Here is a 21,198-nt window from a genome sequence, read left to right as displayed (position 1 = left end):
CGGAGAACAGTAAAAAGTGTCTTAATGACATCTTTTACCTATAATCTTTGTCTTAATGCACTGCTTATTGGTTATCAACAGGTTGTCAAAGGTAAATTCGTAGCCTTTACACTAGCCCGCCTTAACCCCCCTTTATTGATAGACAAAGGTGAATAACCAAATCTTTAATTCCAAATTTTTTCTTAATGATTGTGAAGAAGCTAGTAGATAGATCAAATTTAATCCTTTATTAATTAAGAATTAAGAAAGAATATTTTGTCTTTTTCAAATAACAAACCTATAACCAACTCTCTAATTCTGATGAAACACAGTTTATTAATGAAAGTTAGAACCTGTTGCCTCCTGCTCTGGGCCACTTTCCTGATGAGTCAGGTAGCTCAGGCGCAGGATCGCCGGGTGACAGGCCGGGTTATCTCGGCCAAAGATCAGCAGCCCATTCCAGGGGTAAACATTCTGGTGCGCGACACCCAATTAGGTACTACGACCGATGGCAGTGGTAATTTTACGCTCAACGTCGGCCCCAATGCGACGTTGGTTTTCAGTGCAATTGGTTTTGCCGGACAAACACAGGCCATTGGTAACCAGACCCAACTAACCATTACACTTCAGGAAGCCGAACAGAATCTGGGCGAAGTTGTCGTAACGGCGCTGGGTATCAAGAAAGAATCGAAGCGGCTGGGTTATGCCACAGCGACCGTAGCTCCCGAACAGATTACGACGAACCGCACAGTTAACTTCATGAATGCCCTACAGGGTAAAATTGCCGGGGTTAACATTTCGAGCTTAGGTACCGGCGCAGCGGGTACGAGTAAAATACGTATTCGTGGTCAGTCGTCTTTCTCGGGCCAGAACAACCCACTTATCGTTGTCAATGGCGTACCCATCGATAACACCAACTTTGGCCAGAACAATGGTAATGTGGGGGGCGATAACTCGGTGGCTGGCCGCGACCGTAACTATTCGGATGGTGGTGATGGCCTTTCATCCATCAACCCCGACGACATTGAAGGCATGACCGTTCTGAAAGGTGGCACGGCGGCTGCACTGTATGGCTCTCGGGCCAAAGACGGCGCTATCCTGATCACGACCAAAACCAAAGGAACCAGCCAGGGCATTGGCGTAACTTACAACACAAACTTCACCACAGACCGTCCACTCGATTATACCGATTATCAATACGAGTACGGGCAGGGTGAATATGGCGTTCGGCCAACAGCCCCCAACCCAACATCGGGCGTGTGGAGCTTTGGGGAGAAATTCGCGGGTCAAACTCAGGTACTATTTGGCGGTGTAACGGTTCCTTACGAGCCCGTTCGCAACCGGATCAACAAATTTTATCGTGACGGGTCGACCTGGACCAACTCGATTGCCGTATCCTCAAGCAGCGAAAAAGGTGGTTTCAACCTTTCCTTATCGAATACAGATAACAAAGGGATTACGCCCAACAACTCCTTTAACCGGAAAACCCTGAACCTGGGCTTTAGCTATAACCTGTCGTCACGGCTGACGGTAACGGGAACGATGAACTACTCGAATGAGTACAACAAGAACCCACCCCAGATTGCCCAGCAGGACAACAGTACGCCAACCGTCATCTATACGCTGGCCAACTCAATGCCGCTGGATGTGCTGGAAGCGAATCAGATCAACCCGGCAACCGGTAATGAGTTTATTTACTCGCGCTTCATGAACCGAACCAACCCGTATTTCGTCCTGAACAATAAGTTCGAAAATATCCGTCGGGATCGTCTGTTCGGCAACGTATCGGCCCGGTATAATGTGACCGATTGGCTGTACGTACAAGGTCGTGTTGGGCAGGATTACTGGTCACGCGATCAGGACTATAACTTCCCAACCGGTCAGGCTTCGCTGGCGGCAGCTCCGGCTGGTTATGTCAATGGTGCGTATGTGCAGGAAGTTCGTCGGTTCCGCGAACTGAACACCGACTTTCTGATCGGTGCTAATCGTAAATTCGGTGTCATTGGCGTCGACCTTACGGTGGGCGGTAACCAACTTTATCGGCGGAGTGATGTGAACAGCACCATGGTCACTGATTTCGTTATTCGTGGATTATATGTACCACAAAACGGTCGGTTGAAAGATCCAACCTACGGCCTTAGCGAGCGAAAAGTCAATTCGTTGTATGGGGCTGCTGAACTTTCGTACAAAGACTTCCTGTATCTGAACGGAACGGTTCGGAATGACTGGTTCTCAACGCTGGCTCCTGCCAACCGCAGTATTCTGTATCCATCGGTCACGGGTAGCTTCGTATTCTCGCAGGCCTTCGAGAACCTACCATCCTGGTTGAACTTTGGTAAACTTCGGGCTGCTTATGCCGAGGTGGGTAGCGATGGTGACGTATCGCCTTACTCAAATAACCTGTTCTATTCGATTAACTCCGCTACGTTCGCAGGGCAACCCGTTGGCAACATCACCTCCAGCACGATCCCCAGCGCTACACTTCGCCCAAGCCGCACAGCCGAAACGGAATTTGGTCTGGAGCTGAAGTTCCTGAACAACCGAATCGCCTTAGACATGGCCTATTACAACAAAGTCACCAGCGATCAGATCGTAGCCGCTCAGGCATCGGATGCATCGGGCTACACCACGAAGCTGATCAACAGTGGGGAAAGCCGGAACCGTGGGCTTGAAATGTTGCTTACCTTATCGCCGGTAAAGACCAAAAACTTTTCCTGGGATATTATTCTGAATGGCTCCTACAACGAAACCAAACTGCTCCGGCTCCTGACTGATACTCCGGGCGAGTCAATTGTGGTTGGTAACGGTATCTATGTTGGTGAGCTTCGGCAGGTAGTAGGTATGCCCCTTGGCCAGCTATACACGTATGGATATGCCCGCGACGCGCAGGGACGTATCATACACGGTGGCGATGGCCAGCCTAACCGGACGGCTACTCCGATCTCATTTGGCTCGGCTATCCCTAAATATGTGGGGGGTATCACAAACACCTTCAATTATAAAGGGGTCAACCTCTCCTTCCTGATCGACTTCAAACTGGGAGGGAACATGATTTCGGGTACCAACCTGAATGCATTCCGGCATGGCTTACAGAAAGAAACCCTGGTTGGCCGCGGTGAAGCCGATAATAAAATGGTGGGTGTCGGCGTAAACGATAAAGGCGAAACCAACAGTGTTCGGGCGTTTGTACAGGATTACTACTCGGTAGGTCGGACGAAGAGCCTGGGCGAGCAGGTGGTATATGACGCCGGCTTCTGGAAACTTCGTCAAATCAGCCTCGGCTACGACTTTACGCATTTCTTACCCAAGTCGCTGTTTATTAAGGGAATTCGGGTGAGTGCCATTGCGAACAACGTAGCTATTATCAAAAAATGGGTGCCCAACATCGATCCTGAGTCATTCGGTTTCAGCTCCGATAACCTGATTGGTCTGGAATCGACGGGCTTGCCCACCACCCGTAGTATCGGCTTTAACCTGAACGTTAAATTCTAAACGCGAAAGCCAACAACTTTTCTATCATGAAAAAGAAACTTCTCTATACACCACTGATTGCCATACTGGTTGGCTTGAGTAGTTGCGACAAAGGGTTCGATCAGTTGAACATCAACCCAACAGCGGCTACTTCACTGAATCCGACGTTTACGTTCAACAACGCCATCATCAATACAGCGTTTCCGGGGTCTACGTTAATATTTGAAGAAGGCATCGTCCAGCAGATATTTACGCCGAACTCAGGTATCAATTCGGGCGGAAACTTCAACATCGACAACCGAGGGCCCACGGGTAACAATGGTGGTCTATGGCGTCAGTACTACCAGAACAATATCCGGTATCTGGTGGATGTACTGAATCAAACCAAGTCGGATGCCAACCGAACCAATCTGTACAACATGGTTCGTATTATAAAAGCGTATTCGTTTATGGTGCTGACCGATACCTACGGCGACATACCGTATACTGATGCCGGACTTGGGTATCTGTCGCAAAACACCACGCCCAAATACGATACGCAGGAGAGCATTTACAACGACATCCTTAAGGAGCTAACCGAAGCCTCGGCCGCCCTCGACGCGTCGAAGCCTACCGAAGCGGGTGAGGTGATGTATGCCGGTAACATTGCTAAATGGAAGAAGCTAGGTAATTCGCTCTTGCTGCGGGCTGGTATGCGTTTGTCAAAAATAAACCCAACACTGGCTCAATCGACCGTTCAGAAAGCTGTAGCTGGTGGTTTAATGCAATCGAATGCCGACAATGCGGTTGTTAAAAATGATGCGAACTACAAAAATGGGGTCGGTAACACGCTGACATCTACGGAAGCATCAAATTTTTACCTGACCAAGAATTTTGTCGACTACCTCAAATCGACTTCCGACCCACGGTTAGCGTCGATTGCGGTTCGCTATATAGGTGCCAAAAGTGGTCCTGAACAGACAGCCGCTAAGGCCAGCAAAGATCCAGCCGTCCAGATCGGCATGCCGATGGGGTATGATAATGGTACCATCCCAGCACGGGTTACAGCCGATGGGCTGGTTAGTTTTTACGACTATTCGCAGTTGGATCGCACCCGGATGGGCAAGTTCGATGCACCCTGCTACCTGGTGACCTACGCCCAAACCCAACTCCTGCTGGCCGAAGCGGCTCAACGGGGCTGGACAACGGGCAACGCTGCCGATTATTATACTGCGGCTGTAACGGCGGATATGCAGCGATTAGGAGATTACGATGCTACTTCGCTGGTACCGGCTGCCGCTATTACGGCTTATCTCCAACAGAATCCGTATGTAGCCGCCACCGGCCTGGAGCAAATCAACACTCAGTACTGGATTGCCTCGCTGCTAAACGGCCCCGAAGCGTTTGCCAACTTCCGGCGCAGTGGTTATCCGAAGCTAACCCCTAACCCCTATCCTGGTAAGGAAATCAAAGGGAGCTTCATTAACCGCCTGTCCTATCCTGATTCCGAAACTTCGGTGAACCTAGCCAAATTAACCGAAGCGGTTAATCGTCAGGGGCCCGATAACCTTGACACCCGCGTTTGGTGGGACAAGCAATAAACCAAAAACGAAACGAGGGCTCTGGCCCTCGTTTCGTTTTTATTTAATAGGCAACTACTTGCTCGTCAACGAAGCACCACAGCCATCGCTCGCCCGGTTCGGCCGAGGCAATAACGGGATGCCCACTCCGGTGAAAATGCTTCGTAGCATGTTTATTCGGGGATGAATCGCAGCAGAGTGTAACGCCACAGGTTTGGCAGGTACGCAGATGTAGCCATGAGCTACCCGTTTTAACGCACTCTTCGCAGACATGTTCCTGCGCTGTACGTACTTCGGTCAATGATTCGAGATGGTCACAGATGGTTTGGTTGAGCATAACATGTAACGTGGGTGGAAACCCGCGATTTTTTAAGTTACAGCCACGGGCTTCCGCCCGCGTTACTTAGTTTTCCGCCAGATATTTATGAACGAAACTAACAGCCATGGCTCCCTCACCTACGGCCGATGCGACCCGATTCATGGCTCCTGACCGTACATCACCGGCCGCAAAGATACCCGCACTGCATGTTTCGAGCAGGTAAGGCTCCCGATCATGCTTCCAGACCTGTTTGAAATCGGCATAACGGGCCAGGTCACGACCGGTGGCAATAAAGCCTCTATCATCTTTGATGATATTCATTTCGATCCAGTCGGTAAACGGCTTGGTGCCAATGAAAATGAATAGCCCGGCGGCCGGTACGGTTTTCCGCTCCTTCGTGTTCATATCTTCCAGTACCAGGCACTCCAGTTGCTCGTTACCTAATCCCTCGATTACCTCTGTACACCCCATCACCCGAATATTCGGGGTATTGGCAATCTGATCGATCAGGTATTGCGACATGGTTTCGGTCAGGTCGGGTCGGCGAACGCAGATAACCACCTCCGAAGCCGTTCGGGATAAATACATGGCTCCCTGCCCCGCCGAATTACCTCCACCCACAATATAAACGGGCTTGCCCCGGAAGGCGAATGCTTCGGTTGTTGCAGCACCATAATACACCCCCGCTCCCGTGAATTTATCCAGGCTTTCGTTTTCCAGCTTATGATACGATACGCCCGTGCTTAACAGAATGGCTCGCGCAACTACTTCGCTTCCGTCTGCCATTTTGATATGTTTATACTGTGCCCCCTGCGACTTGATGGAAACCACTTCCTGCGGAGCCAGAAACTCAACGCCAAACCGCTGCGCCTGACTGATCGCCCGTCGGGTCAAATCGGAGCCACTCAGTCCATTAGGGAAACCCAGGTAATTTTCAATTCGGGAACTGGTACCAGCCTGCCCACCCGGCGCTCGTTTATCAACCAGAATGGTTCGTAAACCTTCCGACCCACCATATACGGCTGCGGCCAAACCCGCCGGTCCCGCTCCGATGATGGCCAGATCGTATAAGCTTTGAGATGCCTTTGGTTTTAACCCTAGCTTTTCGCCCACATCAGTCAGAGCAGGCCGTGCTAAGGCGGTTCCATCTTCCAGTACCACTACGGGGAGTTGATCACGCGTCAGGCCATGTAAATCGAGTAGTACCTGCGCCTGCGGATCAGCTTCAATGTCGAGCCATTGATAGGGGAACAGATTACCCGCCAGAAAATCCTTTAATTCATGTGATCGGGGTGAAAACTGATACCCGACCAGTTTCAACCCTTCGAAAGCAGGTCGATAGCCCGATTGCCAATCGTCGAGCAGGTCGTCCAGCACCGGATAAAGTTTTTCCTCAGGAGGGTCCCAGGGCTTGGCAACGTAGTAATCCAACTGCACTTCGTTGATGGCCCGTATGGCAGCCTCAATATCGGAATAGGCCGTGAGCAGCACACGTTTAGCGCTCGGAAACAGCTTACGAGCCTGCGCCAGAAACTCGACCCCCGTCATGTCGGGCATACGCTGGTCCGATAAGAACAGTGCCACTTCTTCACCTTTTTTCTTCAGGTCGGGTAATGTTTCCAGCGCTTCGCGAGCCGAATTGGTCGAAAGGATACGGTATTTTTTTCGATACTGTTTTCGCAGGTCATACTGAATAGCCTGCAAAACCTGCGGATCGTCGTCAATAGAAAAAATGATAGGAAGGCGCATAAATTGATTGAGTGATTGAGCGAATGAGTGATTGAGATGATTATATGCGAACTCGTATTCGCCCAATCACTCAATCACTAATCCACTCATTGAACTGGTAAACAAATACTAAACTCGGTTCGGCCCGGCACCGAATGGACTTTGATAGCGCCGTTGTGATGCTTCACAATACCCTGCACAATATCCAGCCCAAGACCGGTACCTTTTCCGATTTCTTTAGTTGTAAAAAATGGTTCGAATATTTTATCCTGAATATCGGCAGGTATGCCACTGCCGTTATCAATCACCTTGGTAAGCACGAAGTCTAACCCATTTGCCTGATGGTCGAGCTGGCTACTAATGTCGATCTGTCCACCGTCGGGTAAGGCATCGATGGCATTGTCGATCAGATTAGTCCACACCTGATTCAGTTCGCCCGGCCAGCCACACACAACGGGCAGGTTGTCGGGTAAGTTCAGGTTGACCGTAATGTGTTTGTTCTTCACTTTATGATTCAGCAGGGTCAGTGTACTATGAATCCCTTCGGCAAGCCGAATCTCTTCTTTTCCCGCCCCCCGATCCATGTGGGTATAGTTTTTTATGGAACCAACCAGGGTTGAAATACGCTTGGAGGCCTCGCTAATATCCGACACCAGATCTTCGGTCACTAAATTATTGACCAGCCAGTTAATTACACTGACCAGATTGTCGTCGCCAACTTTCTCCAGAATCCAGTCCAGATCCGTAACAGAGAAGCCGTATTCAACCAGAGGACCGACTAAATCCAGCGCATCATCAACGCCATGATCATCGAGCCAATCGGTCAACTCATCTTCAAGATTACTACGTTCCAGTAAGGTCAGAGGTTTTGTTGAACTTTTAGCCAGCCACTGATCCAACTTCCCGAAAAACATTGTATTAACCGAATCGATCTGCTGGTCGGTCAGCTTGAGGTTCATGATTGCCTTAAAGGCTTCGGAGCTAGTCCGAAGATGGGCTTTCAACGTTTCGGCCGACCGGATAACGGCCGCTACAGGATTGTTTAGTTCGTGGGCCAGGCCTGCCGATAAGCGACCGAGTGAAGCCATTTTCTCATTCTGCTGGGTCTGCTTCGTAAAATCCCGAACGCGTGTGGTCATTTGATGCACCATCACTGCCGTGAGTTCATAGCATGACTGCGTTAAAGCCCGGATTTGATCTCGATGCAGCCGAAGAATATGCGTTTGTTTTTCAGCCACCAGCCGATTCGAAAAGGTTTTCATCCTCGAAAATGGTAGTAGCCCAACAATAGCATACTTATCATAAATAATCATCTCGTCTGATAACCCACCAGCTCCAAATTCAATTCGAATTCGTCCTTCCAGAAGCAGGAAAAGGAAATCGACAGTATCGCCCGGTTTGTAGATCAGCGTTTCTTCCGGGAATTGTACGGCTTCGCCATGATCAATTACCCATTGAAGCTGTTCATCAGGAACAGTCTGAAAGGCAGGAAATTGACGTAGGTTTTCTAATAGGCTCATGTAAGAGGAGGTCACAACCGCGTTTTATAATAACGTTCAGATAGCTATCAGGCAATTGGTTTGTCAGGTAACGAATTGTTGCTCTGATTGGTTACCTGACAAACCATTGATTGCAATTTTTCTGAAAATTGCAGAATTTTTGATAGGTTAACTACATTGTACCGCTCATGCGACTGACTTTATTATTTCTTTGCCTGATGGCGTTCTCATTTCGTCCTGATAAACCGGCCTATCGACTCTATACACCAGCCCTGAAAGCGACAAGCTACGCTAAACTTGTTCATCAGGCCGCCGAGGCCGATGTGGTTCTGTTTGGCGAGTTGCACAACAATCCGATTTGTCACTGGCTCGAACTTCAGCTCACCAAAGATTTGCAGGACGCCAAAAAAGGAGCTTTAGTCCTCGGTGCGGAGATGTTCGAAACCGATAACCAAACCGCCCTGACCGATTATATTCAGGCTAAAACAACGGCCAAGGAGTTAGCCACACAAGCTCGTCTCTGGCCAAATTTCAATACCGACTATAAACCCATTACTGATTTTGCCAGAGAACAGCATATCCCATTTATTGCCACCAATGTCCCCCGCATCTATGCCCGGCTGGTATCGCGTCAGGGACTTTCGGCTCTCGATACACTTTCAACTGATGCCAAACGCCAGATAGCACCACTCCCGCTGACCGTTGATCTATCCTTGCCCGGCTACAAAGGTATGATCGATATGATGAGCGATGCATCGCATGGTGGAGCTACCACTTCGCAGACAGCGACTAGCAACAAAGCGCCTACGGATATGGCGGCTAATTTTGCCCGTGCTCAGGCTATTAAGGATGCAACCATGGCTCATTTCATTCTACAAAATCGTAAATCAGGGCAAACCTTTCTGCATTTCAACGGCGACTACCATTCCAAAAACTTCGAGGGTATTGTCTGGTATTTGCGTCAGCAACAGCCCGATCTGAAAATTATGACAATCTCGTCCGTCGAACTAGCCGATGTGGATAAGCCTGCCACTGAAAATCGGAATCTGGCCGACTACCTGATCACCATCCCGGCCGATATGACCAAGACCTATTGATCCGTTGCAGTTAATAAGATTTTTAGAACCTATTAAGTGTTTCAGGTTCCAGGTTTAAGGTTGGCTGGCATATCAATTCCTTTTCCGTCAGCCAACCTTAAACAATGATAAAGGACTCTTTCAACTTAGCAGGCAAAAATGCTCTCGTAACAGGCTCTAGCCAGGGTATTGGGAAGGCGATTGCCTTAGCTCTGGCCGAATTTGGGGCAAATGTGCTGGTACACAACCGAAAAGGTGACGATGAAGCCCAGGAAGTAGCAGAGCAAATTCGACAGTTAGGGGTTAAATGTGAAGTGATTGGAGCCGATCTGGGCCAAGCTGATGCGGTTGAGAACCTGTTTCGGCAGTCAGTTCAAGCAGTTGGAACAATCGACATTCTGGTTACGAATGCATCCGTGCAAATTCCTAAAGTCTGGAATGAAACTTCGTTAGACGATTTCGACAAACAAGTAAATGCCAACTGGAAATCGACCCTTTTGCTCATACAACGGTTTTCGCCCGCCATGATCGAGCGGGGCTGGGGCCGGATTCTGACCATTGGCAGCGTACAGGAATTAAAACCTCACCCAGCCATGATGGTCTATGCCGGGACCAAAGCAGCTATTGCCAACACGGTTCGAAATCTGGCGTTACAACTTGCGGAGAAAGGGGTTACGGTCAACAACCTCTCGCCCGGCGTTATCGAAACGCCACGAACCGATGAGCCGACCCCACCCATTCCTGATGAGATCAGCCAACGCATGACCATCCCCGTCGGCTTCGAAGGCCAACCCGACGACATAGCCAGTATGGCCCTCCTACTTTGCTCAAACGCAGGTCGATACATCACCGGCCAAACCATTTTTGTAGACGGAGGCATGGGGCTATAGTTTAATGTTGAATGAGTGAATGAAAGAATGATTGAATAGGATGGCGCAAACTTTTCTATTCAATCATTCTATCATTCACTCATTCAAAATTAAATACTCCCCCACCAGCGCCCAACCATGGGCTTCGCATTGCCAGCGCATCTGAACGATAGGTCGGTCGGCAAATTGACGGAGCCAGGGCTGTTCGTAGGCGGTTAGTAATCCGGCAATGAAAAAGTGGAAGGTTTTGACGTCCGTTTCGATACCGTCCAGCGAAATAGCTGGGGGTGATTCGCCCAATCGGTACAGGGCCGTAGCCAGCACACACTGCTCAACCCGATTAGTTGCTTTTTTCAGCTCCTGCTGGGCATCAGCGATTAGTCTTTTACGAATAGATTCCAGTTCGGGGATAGTGAAAGCCGCCATCAACCGGGCTATATGATAGATAATCAGCGATGTACGGGCATAATGCGGAGCACACTGAAACGGCTCAGAAACGTACCGCCCTGACTCCACAATTGACCGCAGATATTGCAGCGAATCAGTATCGTGCTGGTTCAATGGCAAGTTGTATTGGTAGATACAATACAGTATGTTACTCAGCGCGCAGGCATCGAAATCGACGCCCATGTTTTTGCCGAACCAGGTCGAATACGCCTTTAGATGTCGATAATCAGGGTAAGTATTTCGAATCTGGTGATGCTGACTGCCATTAGCATGTTGACTAAGTTTGTCTTTCAACCAGTACGTATGTGAGGGAGATAGCTCGGTCGTCAGGTACACCATAGCCGTATCGTCAATATCATCAGGAATGCGAAAATGCTCGAACCGGCGAAACAGATAACCATTAGGAAAATGGCGGGAAGGACGCGTAGGCCAGAAATTATAAGTCTTCAATCCGTCTTTATTCTGAAAAACAGGATAGGCCATTCGAGCCCGATTGGTAATCTGATCGATCAATTGCTGATTCGCTGACGACACCGTTTTGGCAAGATTTTGCAGCGTGAAAACGGTAATGGCCGTAAAAAACACATTCGTGTCTGGTCGAAGGTAGCCAAGCTGGTCGTTCCGGCGAACTGATGGAAACAAGCCATCGTCGCCCTGCAAACTGGCGATGTGCCGGATAATTGAATCGATCGTTGGAGCGGCCATAGTTTTGGTAAAAGTACTGTTTCATGTATTCTCTTTTTCCAGATTAAGGTTAGATATTTGCCACCTGATCCATTGATGCATTCAATGACTACGCTGATTTTATTCGACGACCCGGTTATCCGAACTGCCCTATTGCCATTCACCTTCACAAGGCCGGTAGCAGGCATTCGGATTGGGATACAGACGTTGGCCGAGAAGTGGACCGATGTGCTGGCACAAACGCCGTCTTTTCTGACAGAAAGCTATTTACAGGGTAAATTCCCCCAAAAAGCCGGTGATGATAACTGGTACGTTAATGGCGCTATTTGCCCGACTCAGGCCTTACAACAGGCCATTACAACGCTGGAGCCTAACGTAGGACTGATCACATCGGATGGTCTGGTACTGGCTGTGCGGACCGACAAGAGGTTATCTGCTGCTCCCTGCGTTAATGACGACTTTGATTTTCAGACATTTGCCGAACCGCTGACGATCATCTGCCATCTGTGGGATATTTTCGTTCAAAACGGCGATCAAATTCGGGCCGATTTTGCCCGATTGACCGCTGGCCGAACGTCAGCTCCGATCACCGATCCCTTTACCCGCTGTTATGCACCTGAAAATATCTTTGTCGAACCCGGCGCTACCATTCGGGCGGCTATTTTAAATGCCGAAGGCGGACCGATCTACATTGGCCGCGATGCTACCATCAGTGAAGGTTCTGTGGTAATTGGACCGTTTGTACTGGGCGAAGGCTCAACGGTAAACTGGGGCGCTAAAATGCGTAGCAATACGACCATCGGACCATTTTGTAAGGTAGGTGGCGAGGTGGGTAACTCCATTTTCTTTGGCTACAGCAACAAAGCGCACGATGGTTTTCTGGGGAATTCGGTCATCGGTGAATGGTGCAATCTAGGCGCCAACGTCAACAACTCGAACCTCAAAAATGATTATACTGATGTGAAACTTCACTCCTACGCCACGGGCAAGCTGGAAGAAACCGGCCGGATGTTCTGTGGGTTGATGATGGGTGATTTTACCAAAGCCGGTATTAGCACGATGTTCAATACCGGAACGGTAGTCGGCGTAAGCGCTAACGTATTCGGAAGTGGCTTTCAACCCAAACATGTGTCTTCTTTTTCGTGGGGTGGTGCTATCGACGGCTTCTCAACCTACCGTCTCGACAAGGCGCTTCAGGTAGCTGCCGAAGCTTTCAAACGACGAGATATAGACTTTGATCAACAGGAAGAAGCCATTCTGCGAGAAATTTTCGCCCGCGAACGAACCCGATCGCTGACTAGCTCAACCAAATTTGATCTATGAGCTATCCCAGAAACCTACGTTAGCCTTTTTAGTGGACTGACCAGGCGGGGTACTTTTCATTGAGTTATGCAATTTTCCGAAATTATTGGTCAGGACGATACCAAACAGCTGCTGCTTCGGGCTGTACAGACGAATCATCTGGCCCATGCCTTACTGTTCGATGGGCCGGAAGGAAGTGCCAATCTGGCGCTGGCGCTGGCTTTAGCGCAATACGTGAACTGCGAAGACCGGCAGGCAGGCGATTCGTGCGGGCGGTGTGCATCGTGCATAAAAACACAAAAGCTCGTGCATCCTGACCTTCATATGGTGTTCCCCGTCGCTAATCTGGCCAAGGGAAAAACTTCTGAAGCGTATTTGGCCGACTGGCGGTCATTTCTGCTCGCTTCGCCTTATCGAACACTCCCCGACTGGCTCGAATCCGTAAATGCCGACAACAAGCAGGGGAATATTTCGGCTGAAGAGGCTCGGAATATTTTGCAGAAGCTATCGCTGAAAGCTTACGAGGGCGCTTACAAAATCATGCTGATCTGGCTTCCCGAACTGATGAATATCTCATCGGCCAATGCGTTGCTGAAAGTGCTGGAGGAGCCTCCTGCTCAAACGCTGTTTTTGCTGGTAACAAATCAGCCCGATAAACTGCTCATTACGATTCTGTCGAGAACGCAGCGGGTAGCTATACGGGCGTTTACGGATGAAGAAGTGGCCACCTACCTGCGCCAGCATCTGAACTTCGACGAAACCACCGCCCGGCGCATGGCTTACCTGGCGGATGGCAATCTGGCCGAAGCCTTACAGCGCAGCAAGCAGGATACCGCTTCCGTTGAACAGCACAACTGGTTTGCCGAATGGATGCGTACCTGTTATCGACAGGATTTGATCGAACTGGTCAAACAGGCGGATCAGTTTGATAGTTTTAGCAAGGAAAAGCAGAAAGGCCTGCTGGAATACAGTATCCGGCTTTACCGCGATCTGTTTCTCTGGCAACAAGGCGCTACCGAGTTATTACGACTACCTGACAATGAAATGGCTTTTGTGAAAAACTTTGCCAAAATACTGACAACCAGTCATATTGAACGAGTTGTTAACGACCTCAACGAAGCGGCTTACCATCTTGAACGGAACGCTCGCGCCAAAATGATTATGCTCGACATGTCGCTCACATTTAGCCGATTAATTAAAACAAAGTTATAAAGCGGTCAGGTTATAACGATTAGCATGCCAATCCATTCGATTTTCGACTTTATAGCCTGACAACTTCATAACTTTACAACTCTGGAATGAAGCTTCGCACGTCTAAGCCCAAGAAACTGATCGGCACGACGGACCTTGTCGATTTTCCCGACCTGGATCTTATGGATGTGCAGGCAAAAATTGATACGGGGGCTTATACATCGGCGCTACATTGTAAAAAAGTTCGCCTGGTTAAATCGGGAACCCAAACAAAATTGCGGTTTTCATTGATTGGCAAAACTGGAGAGCCCCATCGGGAGTTTTATAGCGACCAGTTCAGCCAACGCATGATTCGTAATTCGTTTGGCGTAGCCGAAAAACGGTACGTTATTAAAACTCGCATTATTCTATTTGGGCGCACCATCCGGGCGGAATTTACCCTTGCCGACCGGGAGAATCTAAGAAACCCGGTCCTGCTGGGTCGAAAACTACTTCGAAATCGATTCATCGTAGATGTCTCGCAAAAAAACCTCTCTTATCAAGCTAAGCAACAGTCTATAGCTGTCGGCCAGTAGCCGCTAATCTCTGAAAAACCACTAGTTACTACTGACCGTCGACTAACAACTATCGACTACTGACGATCGACTTACTCACGTTTATGCGTATTGCTATATTATCGGCCAAGCCCGATTTATACTCGACTCAACGCCTTCTTGACGCCATACAGGCAAGAGGTCATGAAGGCTGTGTAATAAACCATCTGAACTGTCAGATGATGATTGAAGGGGGCCGTCCATCGGTCTTATATGAGGGGGCCGAACTAACCTCGTTCGATGCCATAGTTCCTCGTATTGGAGCCTCCGTAACCGACTATGGCTGCGCGGTTGTTCGGCAGTTTGAAATGATGAACGTTTTCACAACGGGCAAATCGCAGGCCATTATGCGATCCCGCAATAAACTGCGCAGCTTACAGGTACTTTCCAAAGCGGGTGTAGGATTGCCTAAAACCATGTTTGCCAACCACCCTAAAAATGGCGACGTTACCCAACTTATCAAGCTGGTTGGCGGCCCACCGGTGATCATCAAACTGCTGGAAGGTACGCAGGGCATAGGGGTTGTACTGGCCGAGAGTATCAAAACAGCCAAATCAACGATAGAAGCCTTTTACGGTCTCAAAAAGAACGTGCTGGTTCAGGAGTTCATTGCAGAAGCCAAAGGGTCCGACATCCGGGCGTTTGTTGTTGGCAATCGTGTCGTGGGAGCTATCAAGCGACAGGGTCTGGAAGGTGAATTCCGTTCCAACCTTCATCGGGGTGGCAATGCTGTATCCGTACAACTCACGGCCGATGAAGAGCATACAGCCATTGCTGCCGCCCGTGCGCTGGGCCTGAAAGTAGCCGGTGTCGATATGCTCCCCTCCGAACGGGGGCCGCTCGTACTGGAAGTAAATTCGTCACCCGGTCTGGAGGGCATCGAAACCGCAACGGGCGTCGACATTGCCGCTGAAATCATCACCTACATCGAAGAAAAAATCAAAGCCGACGAAGGAGATACGGTGGGGGTCTAAATTTTGAATGACTGAATGATTGAATTGGTGAATTAAAGTAGTTTTAGAGATTCTACGTTGATTCATCAATTCAATCATTCAGTCATTCTATCATTCAACATTGAACTATGCCTGCTCTTGACCCTGATCTGAAAAAAGCCATTGTCCGCATGCCGGGCTCGGAGAAAGATAAATTACTGTTGCGATTGATTGCCAAAGATGTTGTGCTAACCGAACGACTGCAGTTTGAGTTGGTCGAAGGTGGTAAAACGATTGACGAACGGCGGGGACTAATTCGGGACTTTATCGACCGAACGGCTAAACTTCATGCCGATACGGCGGCCTGGCTTATGATGGATATGCGGACGGCAAATGGCTACATAAGCCGCCATCTGAAGGTAACGAAAGATAAATACGGAGAAGTTGAGTTAATGCTTTACATGCTCAATACCTTTTATGAGCATAACGCCCATCTGCTTCAGAAATATAATTCCCGTACCGATAAAGCCGCTGATTACATTGCCAAACGAGCCGATCAAGTCTTAAAAAAAGTCGTTAAGCTCGACCCCGATTATTACATCGAATTTGCCGATGATATCAATAAGCTCCTCAGTTGGCTACATTACACAGCACCAGCCCATTACGCCCGGCAACTAGGTCTACCGAAAGAATGGGACCTATAAACAAATAGGATTTCGCTAAACCGTGTGGTTAAACATCCGGTTGTGGATAAATTATTCCATTCACTAACGTATGCCTCAGACAGTCTTAATCACGGGAGGTACCGGTACCATCGGTCGGCGCCTGACCCAATTGTTACAACAGCAGGGCTATCAGGTAACGCTTCTGAGCCATTCTGCTAAATCACTTCCTGGCCTGACGGTCTATCAATGGGATATCGAAAAGGGGGAGCTAGATTTGGAAGCAATCCGAACCGCGGATCACATTATTCATCTGGCTGGCGAAGGCATTGCCGACGGTCGATGGACAGATAGTCGAAAAGAGAAAATTCTGAATAGCCGTACCCAGTCGACGGATTTACTGGCAAAGGCATTAGCCAAAAACGATCACCACATAAAGTCATTCATTGGTGCATCGGCCATTGGTTTCTACGGGGGTGATACGGGCGATCGACCGTTAACGGAAAACACCGAAGGCGGAACAGATTTTTTAGCGCAGGTCGTGCGTGCCTGGGAGCGATCGGAAATGCAGATTGCATCGCTCGGTATTCGGACGGTAATTCTACGAACCGGTGTCGTGCTGACAGCCGAAGGCGGGGCTTTACCTAAGCTGGCTCAACCCATTCGCTTAGGAGCGGGGGCACCTATTGGCTCCGGGCAACAATACATCCCTTGGATTCATCTGGATGATATGTGCCAGATGTACCTACAAGCCTTAACCGATACTAATTGGCAGGGAATCTATAATGCAGTAGCCCCGAATCCCGTCACAAACGAAACGTTAACACGCGCCATTGCCGATGTGCTGCATCGCCCGCTTCTATTGCCCAACATCCCTGCTTTCTCAATTAAGCTTCTCTATGGTGAAATGGCTATTGTGGTCATTGGGGGTAATTATGTACTCAACAAACGAATCGCCGACGAAACGACCTTCTCGTACCAGTACGCTGATCTGAAAACAGCACTAGAGGATTTGTTAAAATGAATAATGGATAATGTACAATGAATAATGAGCGCTATAAAACCATTATTCATTGTACATTATCCATTATTCATTTTTTAACTCCACTCCCGGTCAGCCGAATCGCGGGTGTTCCAGGAGTCGGTTGGCGCAAACCAGGTAGCTCCTTTCTTGAGGAATTTTTTAGCGACTTCTTCATTCAGTTCAACGCCCAGACCCGGTTTCTCAGGCACACGCACGAAACCTTTCTCCACGATTGGTTTCATACCCGTTACCAGATCTTCCCAACCTGCCACATCGACACCGTGGTGCTCCAGCGCAACAAAGTTTTCGGTAGCAGCCGCACAGTGTACGTTGGCCATCATCGAAATGGGCGAACCGGCAAAGTGCATGGCCATCGGAATACCCGCTTCTTCGGCATAGTCACCAATCTTTTTCGTTTCCAGCAAACCGCCTGACGAAGCCAGATCCGGGTGAATCATATCGACAGCGCGGGCATCGATCAGTTTCTTGAAGCCTTCTTTCAGGTAAATATCTTCGCCGGTTAGGGTTGGCGTTTCAATGGCGTCAGAAATTTGTTTCCATTGATCGGTATAGAACCAGGGCACTAGGTCTTCCAGCCAGGCCAGCCGGAAGGGTTCAACGGCTTTGCCTATCTGAATGGCTGTGTTGACATCGAAATGGCCGAAGTGATCAGCCGCCAGCGGGGTATCATAACCGACAATTTCACGCACTTTTCCGACGTGTTCGGCCAGTCTGTCCAGCCCCTTCTTCGTCACCTGAATCCGGGTGAATGGGTGTTTTGTATTGGCATAGTTGCCTAATTTGCCGGGTTCGGCATCACTCCACTGGCGCTTCACACTCCAGTTGTTTGCATTGACCAGCATACCGGGTTGATCGGCCAGCATACCGATACCAAAGTCCATTTTCAGGAACGTATAACCCTGATCCCGACGCTTCTTCATATTTTGGGCAAAGCCTTCGTATGTATCCGCTTCGGGTGTATCGGCATAGAGCCGGATAAAATCCCGGTACTTACCGCCCAGCAACTGATAGGCTGGAACATTGTAGGCTTTTCCGGCCAGATCCCAGAGCGCCATTTCAACGCCACAAACGCCACCAGCTGCCCGGCTCTGTCCGCCAAACTGCTTGATTTGCTTGAAAATCTGCTCGACGTTACACGGGTTTTTGCCTAAAAGTCGGCTTTTGAGCATCAGGGCGTAATTTGCGCTGGCTCCGTCGCGAACCTCACCCCAACCAACCAGCCCCTGATTGGTATCAATTCGGATGATTGGGCTGGAAAATGGAACGCCTTGTAGCACGGCAATGCGCATATCAGTAATCTTCAACTCAGCAGGCTTCGAGTCACGATTTACCTTCTGCGTGATAAACTCCAGTTCCTGATCAACGACGTGCGGGCCACCAAGCTTGTCGAACATCATGCCAAGCGATAGACCGCCCAATCCGGCGTTTCGGATAAAATCACGGCGGTCAGACGAGTTGCCGGGCGACGACAACCGGGAGAAAATGTTTTTCATGGGGAAAAAGTCAGGGTGTTATAGCGATTCACTTATAAAATGAATCAATGCCAGTAATTTACTTATTAAGGTGTCTTTTATGTATAGAATAATCTTAAACCTTTCATTTTGCATATGGAGAAGTTGGCTCTACGTAAAACAATGATAAAGAGAACGTTACTTACCGTAAGTGCCATAGTTACAATCGGTATTTCGGCCCAGGCCCAGCGAATAGGTTCGTCGGTCGAATACATTACGGCCTTAACCGCCAACTGGAAAGGCGAACGTTTTGCGGATGGCCGTCCGAAAGTCCCGGATATTGTGCTGGAACGATTACAAAATTGTACCCTGGAGCAAATCTGGGGTTACCTGGGCAACAAAGGCTATCGTAATCAGGTCGAAAAGAACTGGGTCATTCTGAAACCGGGCGAAACCATGACGGGCCGGGTTGTAACGGCGCAATTCATGCCTACCCGACCTGACCTCGATAGTCTGGTACGTGCCCAGGGAAAGGCTGAAGGCCGTTCTCAAAAAGGCGGTATCAACATATGGCCGATCGACATTTTAACCAAAGGGGATATCTACGTAGCCGATGGGTATGGGAAAATCAAAGATGGTACGCTGATCGGCTCAAGTCTGGGTAATGCTATTTATGGTAAAACCGGCAAAGGGGTCATCTTTTACGGCTCCATACGCGACATGCAGGAGTTGAAGGATACACCGGGCTTCAACGCCTGGGTAAAAGGGCACGATCCTTCCTACATTAAGGACATGACTCCTACGTCTATTAATGCGCCTATTCGTATTGGCGAAGTCACGGTACTGCCCGGTGATGTGGTCTTTGCGAATGAATATGGCGTCGTGTTTATCCCATCTCATCTGGTCGAAGGACTGGTTTCGGCTTCGGAAATGACTGCTCTGCGCGACGAATTTGAACGGTATTTGCTTCAGCAGAGCAAGTACCCTTCGGGCGAAATCCACGGCGACTGGTCGGACAAAATCAAAGGGGAATTCAGAACCTGGGTTGGCAAATACCCCAAGAAGTTGGCCGTTACACAAAAAGACATAGAAGCTTATCTAGCCAAAGAAGGACATAAATAACACTAACTAACCTACCTGAAAACGGTCATCGCCTGTGTAAAGCCTACGTTTGCGCAGAAGATGACCGTTTCAGCATTCATCCTGTTATCTGGTACTTAAAAAGTTGATTTAATGAAATTCAGTACTATCAGCGTCTTATCGCTTCTCACTGTATGTTGTCTTTCGAGCGCTCTGTTCGCCCAAACCCTTCCCAAAGAAGAACTTCTGTTTCTAACCTCTGAGTGGAAAGGAGATCGTTTTCCTGATGGTCGGCCCAAAATCTCTGATGCACTCATCGAGCGAGCCAAACATATTGGCATTGACGATGCCTGGACCGTCCTGAAAAACGAAGGATACGTAAACCAGTTTGAAGGTGGCTGGAAACTGATTCATAACGATGTACCAGTGGTCGGTCGTGCTGTTACCGCGATGTTTATGCCCAGCCGCCCAGATGTAGAGAAGAATATCAAAGAACGCGGAATCAGCAAACAAGGACGTAAAGGCAACACCAATGCCTGGCCAATCGAAACGCTAACCAAAGGGGACGTGTATGTAGCGGACGCATTTGGCAAAATCGGCGGTGGAACTTTAATGGGCGCTACCTTAGGAAACGCCATTTTCAGCAAGACGGGCAACGGCGTCGTATTCCACGGCGCAGCCAGAGATTTACAGGAACTGGAAAATATCAAAGGGTTCAACGCTTTTGTGCGCGACTTTCATCCATCGTTTCTGGAAGAAATGGTGCTGATGGGCTTAAATACACCGATCCGCATTGGGAGTGCGATGGTCCTGCCGGGCGATCTGGTTATTGCGCAACGGGAAGGCGTTTTGTTTGTACCAGCGCATATGGCCGAACAGGTGATCAGTACCTGCGAGTTTGTGGTGCGTAAAGATCAGTTTGGATTCGAAGTCGTGAAATCGGGGCGGTATACCACTGGTCAAATTGACAGCCAATGGACGGATGAAATCAAAACCGAATTTCTGACCTGGCTCAGTAAACACCCCGAATTAGGAACCATGAGCCGGGCTGAGCTTGACAAAATGATGAGCAAGCGTACCTGGTAGTATAGAAGTTGTTTGGACCTCTGCAAAGAGATTACAAATTAGCACTTTTGTCATGCTGAGGAATGAAGCATCTTAGGGTTTATTAACTCTCAAGTAGAGATATTTTAATATGCTTCGTTCCTCAGCATGACAAAAAATGGTATTTGAATGCATGTTTAAACAGGTATACAGTCAACCGCAATAAAAAAGCCACCGTTCCGAACGGTGGCTTTTTTGTTTATATCG

General features: G+C 49.0%; 17 protein-coding genes. 12 read left to right on the top strand and 5 right to left on the bottom strand.

The genetic code is table 11. From position 1 onward, the window contains the following. Positions 1–300 precede the first annotated feature (300 nt). Together ACYVFD_RS23540 and ACYVFD_RS23535 are read left to right on the top strand one after the other, a co-directional pair. Complete coding sequence (locus ACYVFD_RS23540; protein ID WP_461092951.1) at positions 301–3,471, top strand: SusC/RagA family TonB-linked outer membrane protein; 3,171 nt, start codon at positions 301–303, stop codon at positions 3,469–3,471. A gap of 26 nt (positions 3,472–3,497) precedes the next feature. Beyond that, positions 3,498–5,030, top strand: a complete 1,533-nt coding sequence (locus tag ACYVFD_RS23535; RefSeq protein WP_461092950.1) for a SusD/RagB family nutrient-binding outer membrane lipoprotein — start codon at positions 3,498–3,500, stop codon at positions 5,028–5,030. 43 nt (positions 5,031–5,073) lie between these two features. On the opposite strand, the gene ACYVFD_RS23530 is transcribed toward ACYVFD_RS23535, so the two are convergent. The 3 genes from ACYVFD_RS23530 to ACYVFD_RS23520 form a co-directional block, all read right to left on the bottom strand. Further along, positions 5,074–5,346, bottom strand: a complete 273-nt coding sequence (locus ACYVFD_RS23530; protein ID WP_461092949.1) for a UBP-type zinc finger domain-containing protein — start codon at positions 5,344–5,346, stop codon at positions 5,074–5,076. A gap of 66 nt (positions 5,347–5,412) precedes the next feature. Next, entirely contained in the window at positions 5,413–7,077 is a 1,665-nt protein-coding gene (locus ACYVFD_RS23525; protein ID WP_461092948.1) for an NAD(P)/FAD-dependent oxidoreductase, read from the bottom strand. Positions 7,078–7,163: 86 nt separating this feature from the next. Continuing rightward, positions 7,164–8,576: an ATP-binding protein gene (locus ACYVFD_RS23520; RefSeq protein WP_461092947.1), complete on the bottom strand. Its 1,413-nt coding sequence runs from the start codon at positions 8,574–8,576 to the stop codon at positions 7,164–7,166. Positions 8,577–8,743: 167 nt separating this feature from the next. On the opposite strand from ACYVFD_RS23520, the gene ACYVFD_RS23515 reads away from it, so the two are divergent. Further along, positions 8,744–9,652: a ChaN family lipoprotein gene (locus ACYVFD_RS23515; RefSeq protein ID WP_461092946.1), complete on the top strand. Its 909-nt coding sequence runs from the start codon at positions 8,744–8,746 to the stop codon at positions 9,650–9,652. Between the two features lie 104 nt (positions 9,653–9,756). Continuing rightward, complete coding sequence (locus tag ACYVFD_RS23510; protein WP_461092945.1) at positions 9,757–10,521, top strand: SDR family NAD(P)-dependent oxidoreductase; 765 nt, start codon at positions 9,757–9,759, stop codon at positions 10,519–10,521. 75 nt (positions 10,522–10,596) lie between these two features. Here ACYVFD_RS23510 and ACYVFD_RS23505 read toward each other — a convergent pair whose 3' ends face one another. Continuing rightward, positions 10,597–11,652 carry a hypothetical protein gene (locus tag ACYVFD_RS23505; protein ID WP_461092944.1) on the bottom strand — a complete coding sequence of 352 codons (1,056 nt, stop codon included), beginning with the start codon at positions 11,650–11,652 and terminating at the stop codon, positions 10,597–10,599. 84 nt (positions 11,653–11,736) lie between these two features. Between ACYVFD_RS23505 and ACYVFD_RS23500 the strand changes: the two genes are divergently transcribed. The 6 genes from ACYVFD_RS23500 (at position 11,737) to ACYVFD_RS23475 (ending at position 17,335) form a co-directional block, all read left to right on the top strand. After that, positions 11,737–12,954, top strand: a complete 1,218-nt coding sequence (locus ACYVFD_RS23500; RefSeq protein ID WP_461092943.1) for a GlmU family protein — start codon at positions 11,737–11,739, stop codon at positions 12,952–12,954. Between the two features lie 66 nt (positions 12,955–13,020). Then, complete coding sequence (locus ACYVFD_RS23495) at positions 13,021–14,145, top strand: DNA polymerase III subunit (protein ID WP_461092942.1); 1,125 nt, start codon at positions 13,021–13,023, stop codon at positions 14,143–14,145. Between the two features lie 86 nt (positions 14,146–14,231). Beyond that, entirely contained in the window at positions 14,232–14,699 is a 468-nt protein-coding gene (locus ACYVFD_RS23490) for an ATP-dependent zinc protease family protein (protein WP_461092941.1), read from the top strand. An 83-nt stretch (positions 14,700–14,782) separates the two neighbouring features. Continuing rightward, a complete protein-coding gene (gene rimK / locus ACYVFD_RS23485; RefSeq protein ID WP_461092940.1) occupies positions 14,783–15,691 on the top strand; it encodes a 30S ribosomal protein S6--L-glutamate ligase in 909 nt (302 codons plus the stop codon). A 107-nt stretch (positions 15,692–15,798) separates the two neighbouring features. Continuing rightward, positions 15,799–16,353 carry a hypothetical protein gene (locus ACYVFD_RS23480; RefSeq protein ID WP_461092939.1) on the top strand — a complete coding sequence of 185 codons (555 nt, stop codon included), beginning with the start codon at positions 15,799–15,801 and terminating at the stop codon, positions 16,351–16,353. A 70-nt stretch (positions 16,354–16,423) separates the two neighbouring features. Then, the gene (locus ACYVFD_RS23475; protein ID WP_461092938.1) at positions 16,424–17,335 is read left to right on the top strand and encodes a TIGR01777 family oxidoreductase; all 912 of its coding nucleotides are present in this window, start codon (positions 16,424–16,426) and stop codon (positions 17,333–17,335) included. A gap of 74 nt (positions 17,336–17,409) precedes the next feature. Here ACYVFD_RS23475 and ACYVFD_RS23470 read toward each other — a convergent pair whose 3' ends face one another. Beyond that, positions 17,410–18,849, bottom strand: a complete 1,440-nt coding sequence (locus ACYVFD_RS23470; RefSeq protein WP_461092937.1) for a mandelate racemase/muconate lactonizing enzyme family protein — start codon at positions 18,847–18,849, stop codon at positions 17,410–17,412. A gap of 141 nt (positions 18,850–18,990) precedes the next feature. Between ACYVFD_RS23470 and ACYVFD_RS23465 the strand changes: the two genes are divergently transcribed. Further along, a complete protein-coding gene (locus ACYVFD_RS23465; RefSeq protein WP_461092936.1) occupies positions 18,991–19,929 on the top strand; it encodes an RraA family protein in 939 nt (312 codons plus the stop codon). 111 nt (positions 19,930–20,040) lie between these two features. Further along, on the top strand, positions 20,041–20,973 hold the full coding sequence (locus ACYVFD_RS23460; RefSeq protein ID WP_461092935.1) for an RraA family protein: 933 nt from the start codon (positions 20,041–20,043) through the stop codon (positions 20,971–20,973). Positions 20,974–21,198: the final 225 nt, after the last annotated feature.

Source organism: Spirosoma gilvum (assembly GCF_054776815.1).
This window is presented reverse-complemented; position numbering and strand designations above follow the sequence as displayed.

Coding starts and splice junctions, on each gene's coding strand:
- ACYVFD_RS23540 (WP_461092951.1), top strand. CDS start 301: ATGAAACACAGTTTATTAATGAAAGTTAGAACCTGTTGCCTCCTGCTC.
- ACYVFD_RS23535 (WP_461092950.1), top strand. CDS start 3,498: ATGAAAAAGAAACTTCTCTATACACCACTGATTGCCATACTGGTTGGC.
- ACYVFD_RS23530 (WP_461092949.1), bottom strand. CDS start 5,346: ATGCTCAACCAAACCATCTGTGACCATCTCGAATCATTGACCGAAGTA.
- ACYVFD_RS23525 (WP_461092948.1), bottom strand. CDS start 7,077: ATGCGCCTTCCTATCATTTTTTCTATTGACGACGATCCGCAGGTTTTG.
- ACYVFD_RS23520 (WP_461092947.1), bottom strand. CDS start 8,576: ATGAGCCTATTAGAAAACCTACGTCAATTTCCTGCCTTTCAGACTGTT.
- ACYVFD_RS23515 (WP_461092946.1), top strand. CDS start 8,744: ATGCGACTGACTTTATTATTTCTTTGCCTGATGGCGTTCTCATTTCGT.
- ACYVFD_RS23510 (WP_461092945.1), top strand. CDS start 9,757: ATGATAAAGGACTCTTTCAACTTAGCAGGCAAAAATGCTCTCGTAACA.
- ACYVFD_RS23505 (WP_461092944.1), bottom strand. CDS start 11,652: ATGGCCGCTCCAACGATCGATTCAATTATCCGGCACATCGCCAGTTTG.
- ACYVFD_RS23500 (WP_461092943.1), top strand. CDS start 11,737: ATGACTACGCTGATTTTATTCGACGACCCGGTTATCCGAACTGCCCTA.
- ACYVFD_RS23495 (WP_461092942.1), top strand. CDS start 13,021: ATGCAATTTTCCGAAATTATTGGTCAGGACGATACCAAACAGCTGCTG.
- ACYVFD_RS23490 (WP_461092941.1), top strand. CDS start 14,232: ATGAAGCTTCGCACGTCTAAGCCCAAGAAACTGATCGGCACGACGGAC.
- rimK (WP_461092940.1), top strand. CDS start 14,783: ATGCGTATTGCTATATTATCGGCCAAGCCCGATTTATACTCGACTCAA.
- ACYVFD_RS23480 (WP_461092939.1), top strand. CDS start 15,799: ATGCCTGCTCTTGACCCTGATCTGAAAAAAGCCATTGTCCGCATGCCG.
- ACYVFD_RS23475 (WP_461092938.1), top strand. CDS start 16,424: ATGCCTCAGACAGTCTTAATCACGGGAGGTACCGGTACCATCGGTCGG.
- ACYVFD_RS23470 (WP_461092937.1), bottom strand. CDS start 18,849: ATGAAAAACATTTTCTCCCGGTTGTCGTCGCCCGGCAACTCGTCTGAC.
- ACYVFD_RS23465 (WP_461092936.1), top strand. CDS start 18,991: ATGATAAAGAGAACGTTACTTACCGTAAGTGCCATAGTTACAATCGGT.
- ACYVFD_RS23460 (WP_461092935.1), top strand. CDS start 20,041: ATGAAATTCAGTACTATCAGCGTCTTATCGCTTCTCACTGTATGTTGT.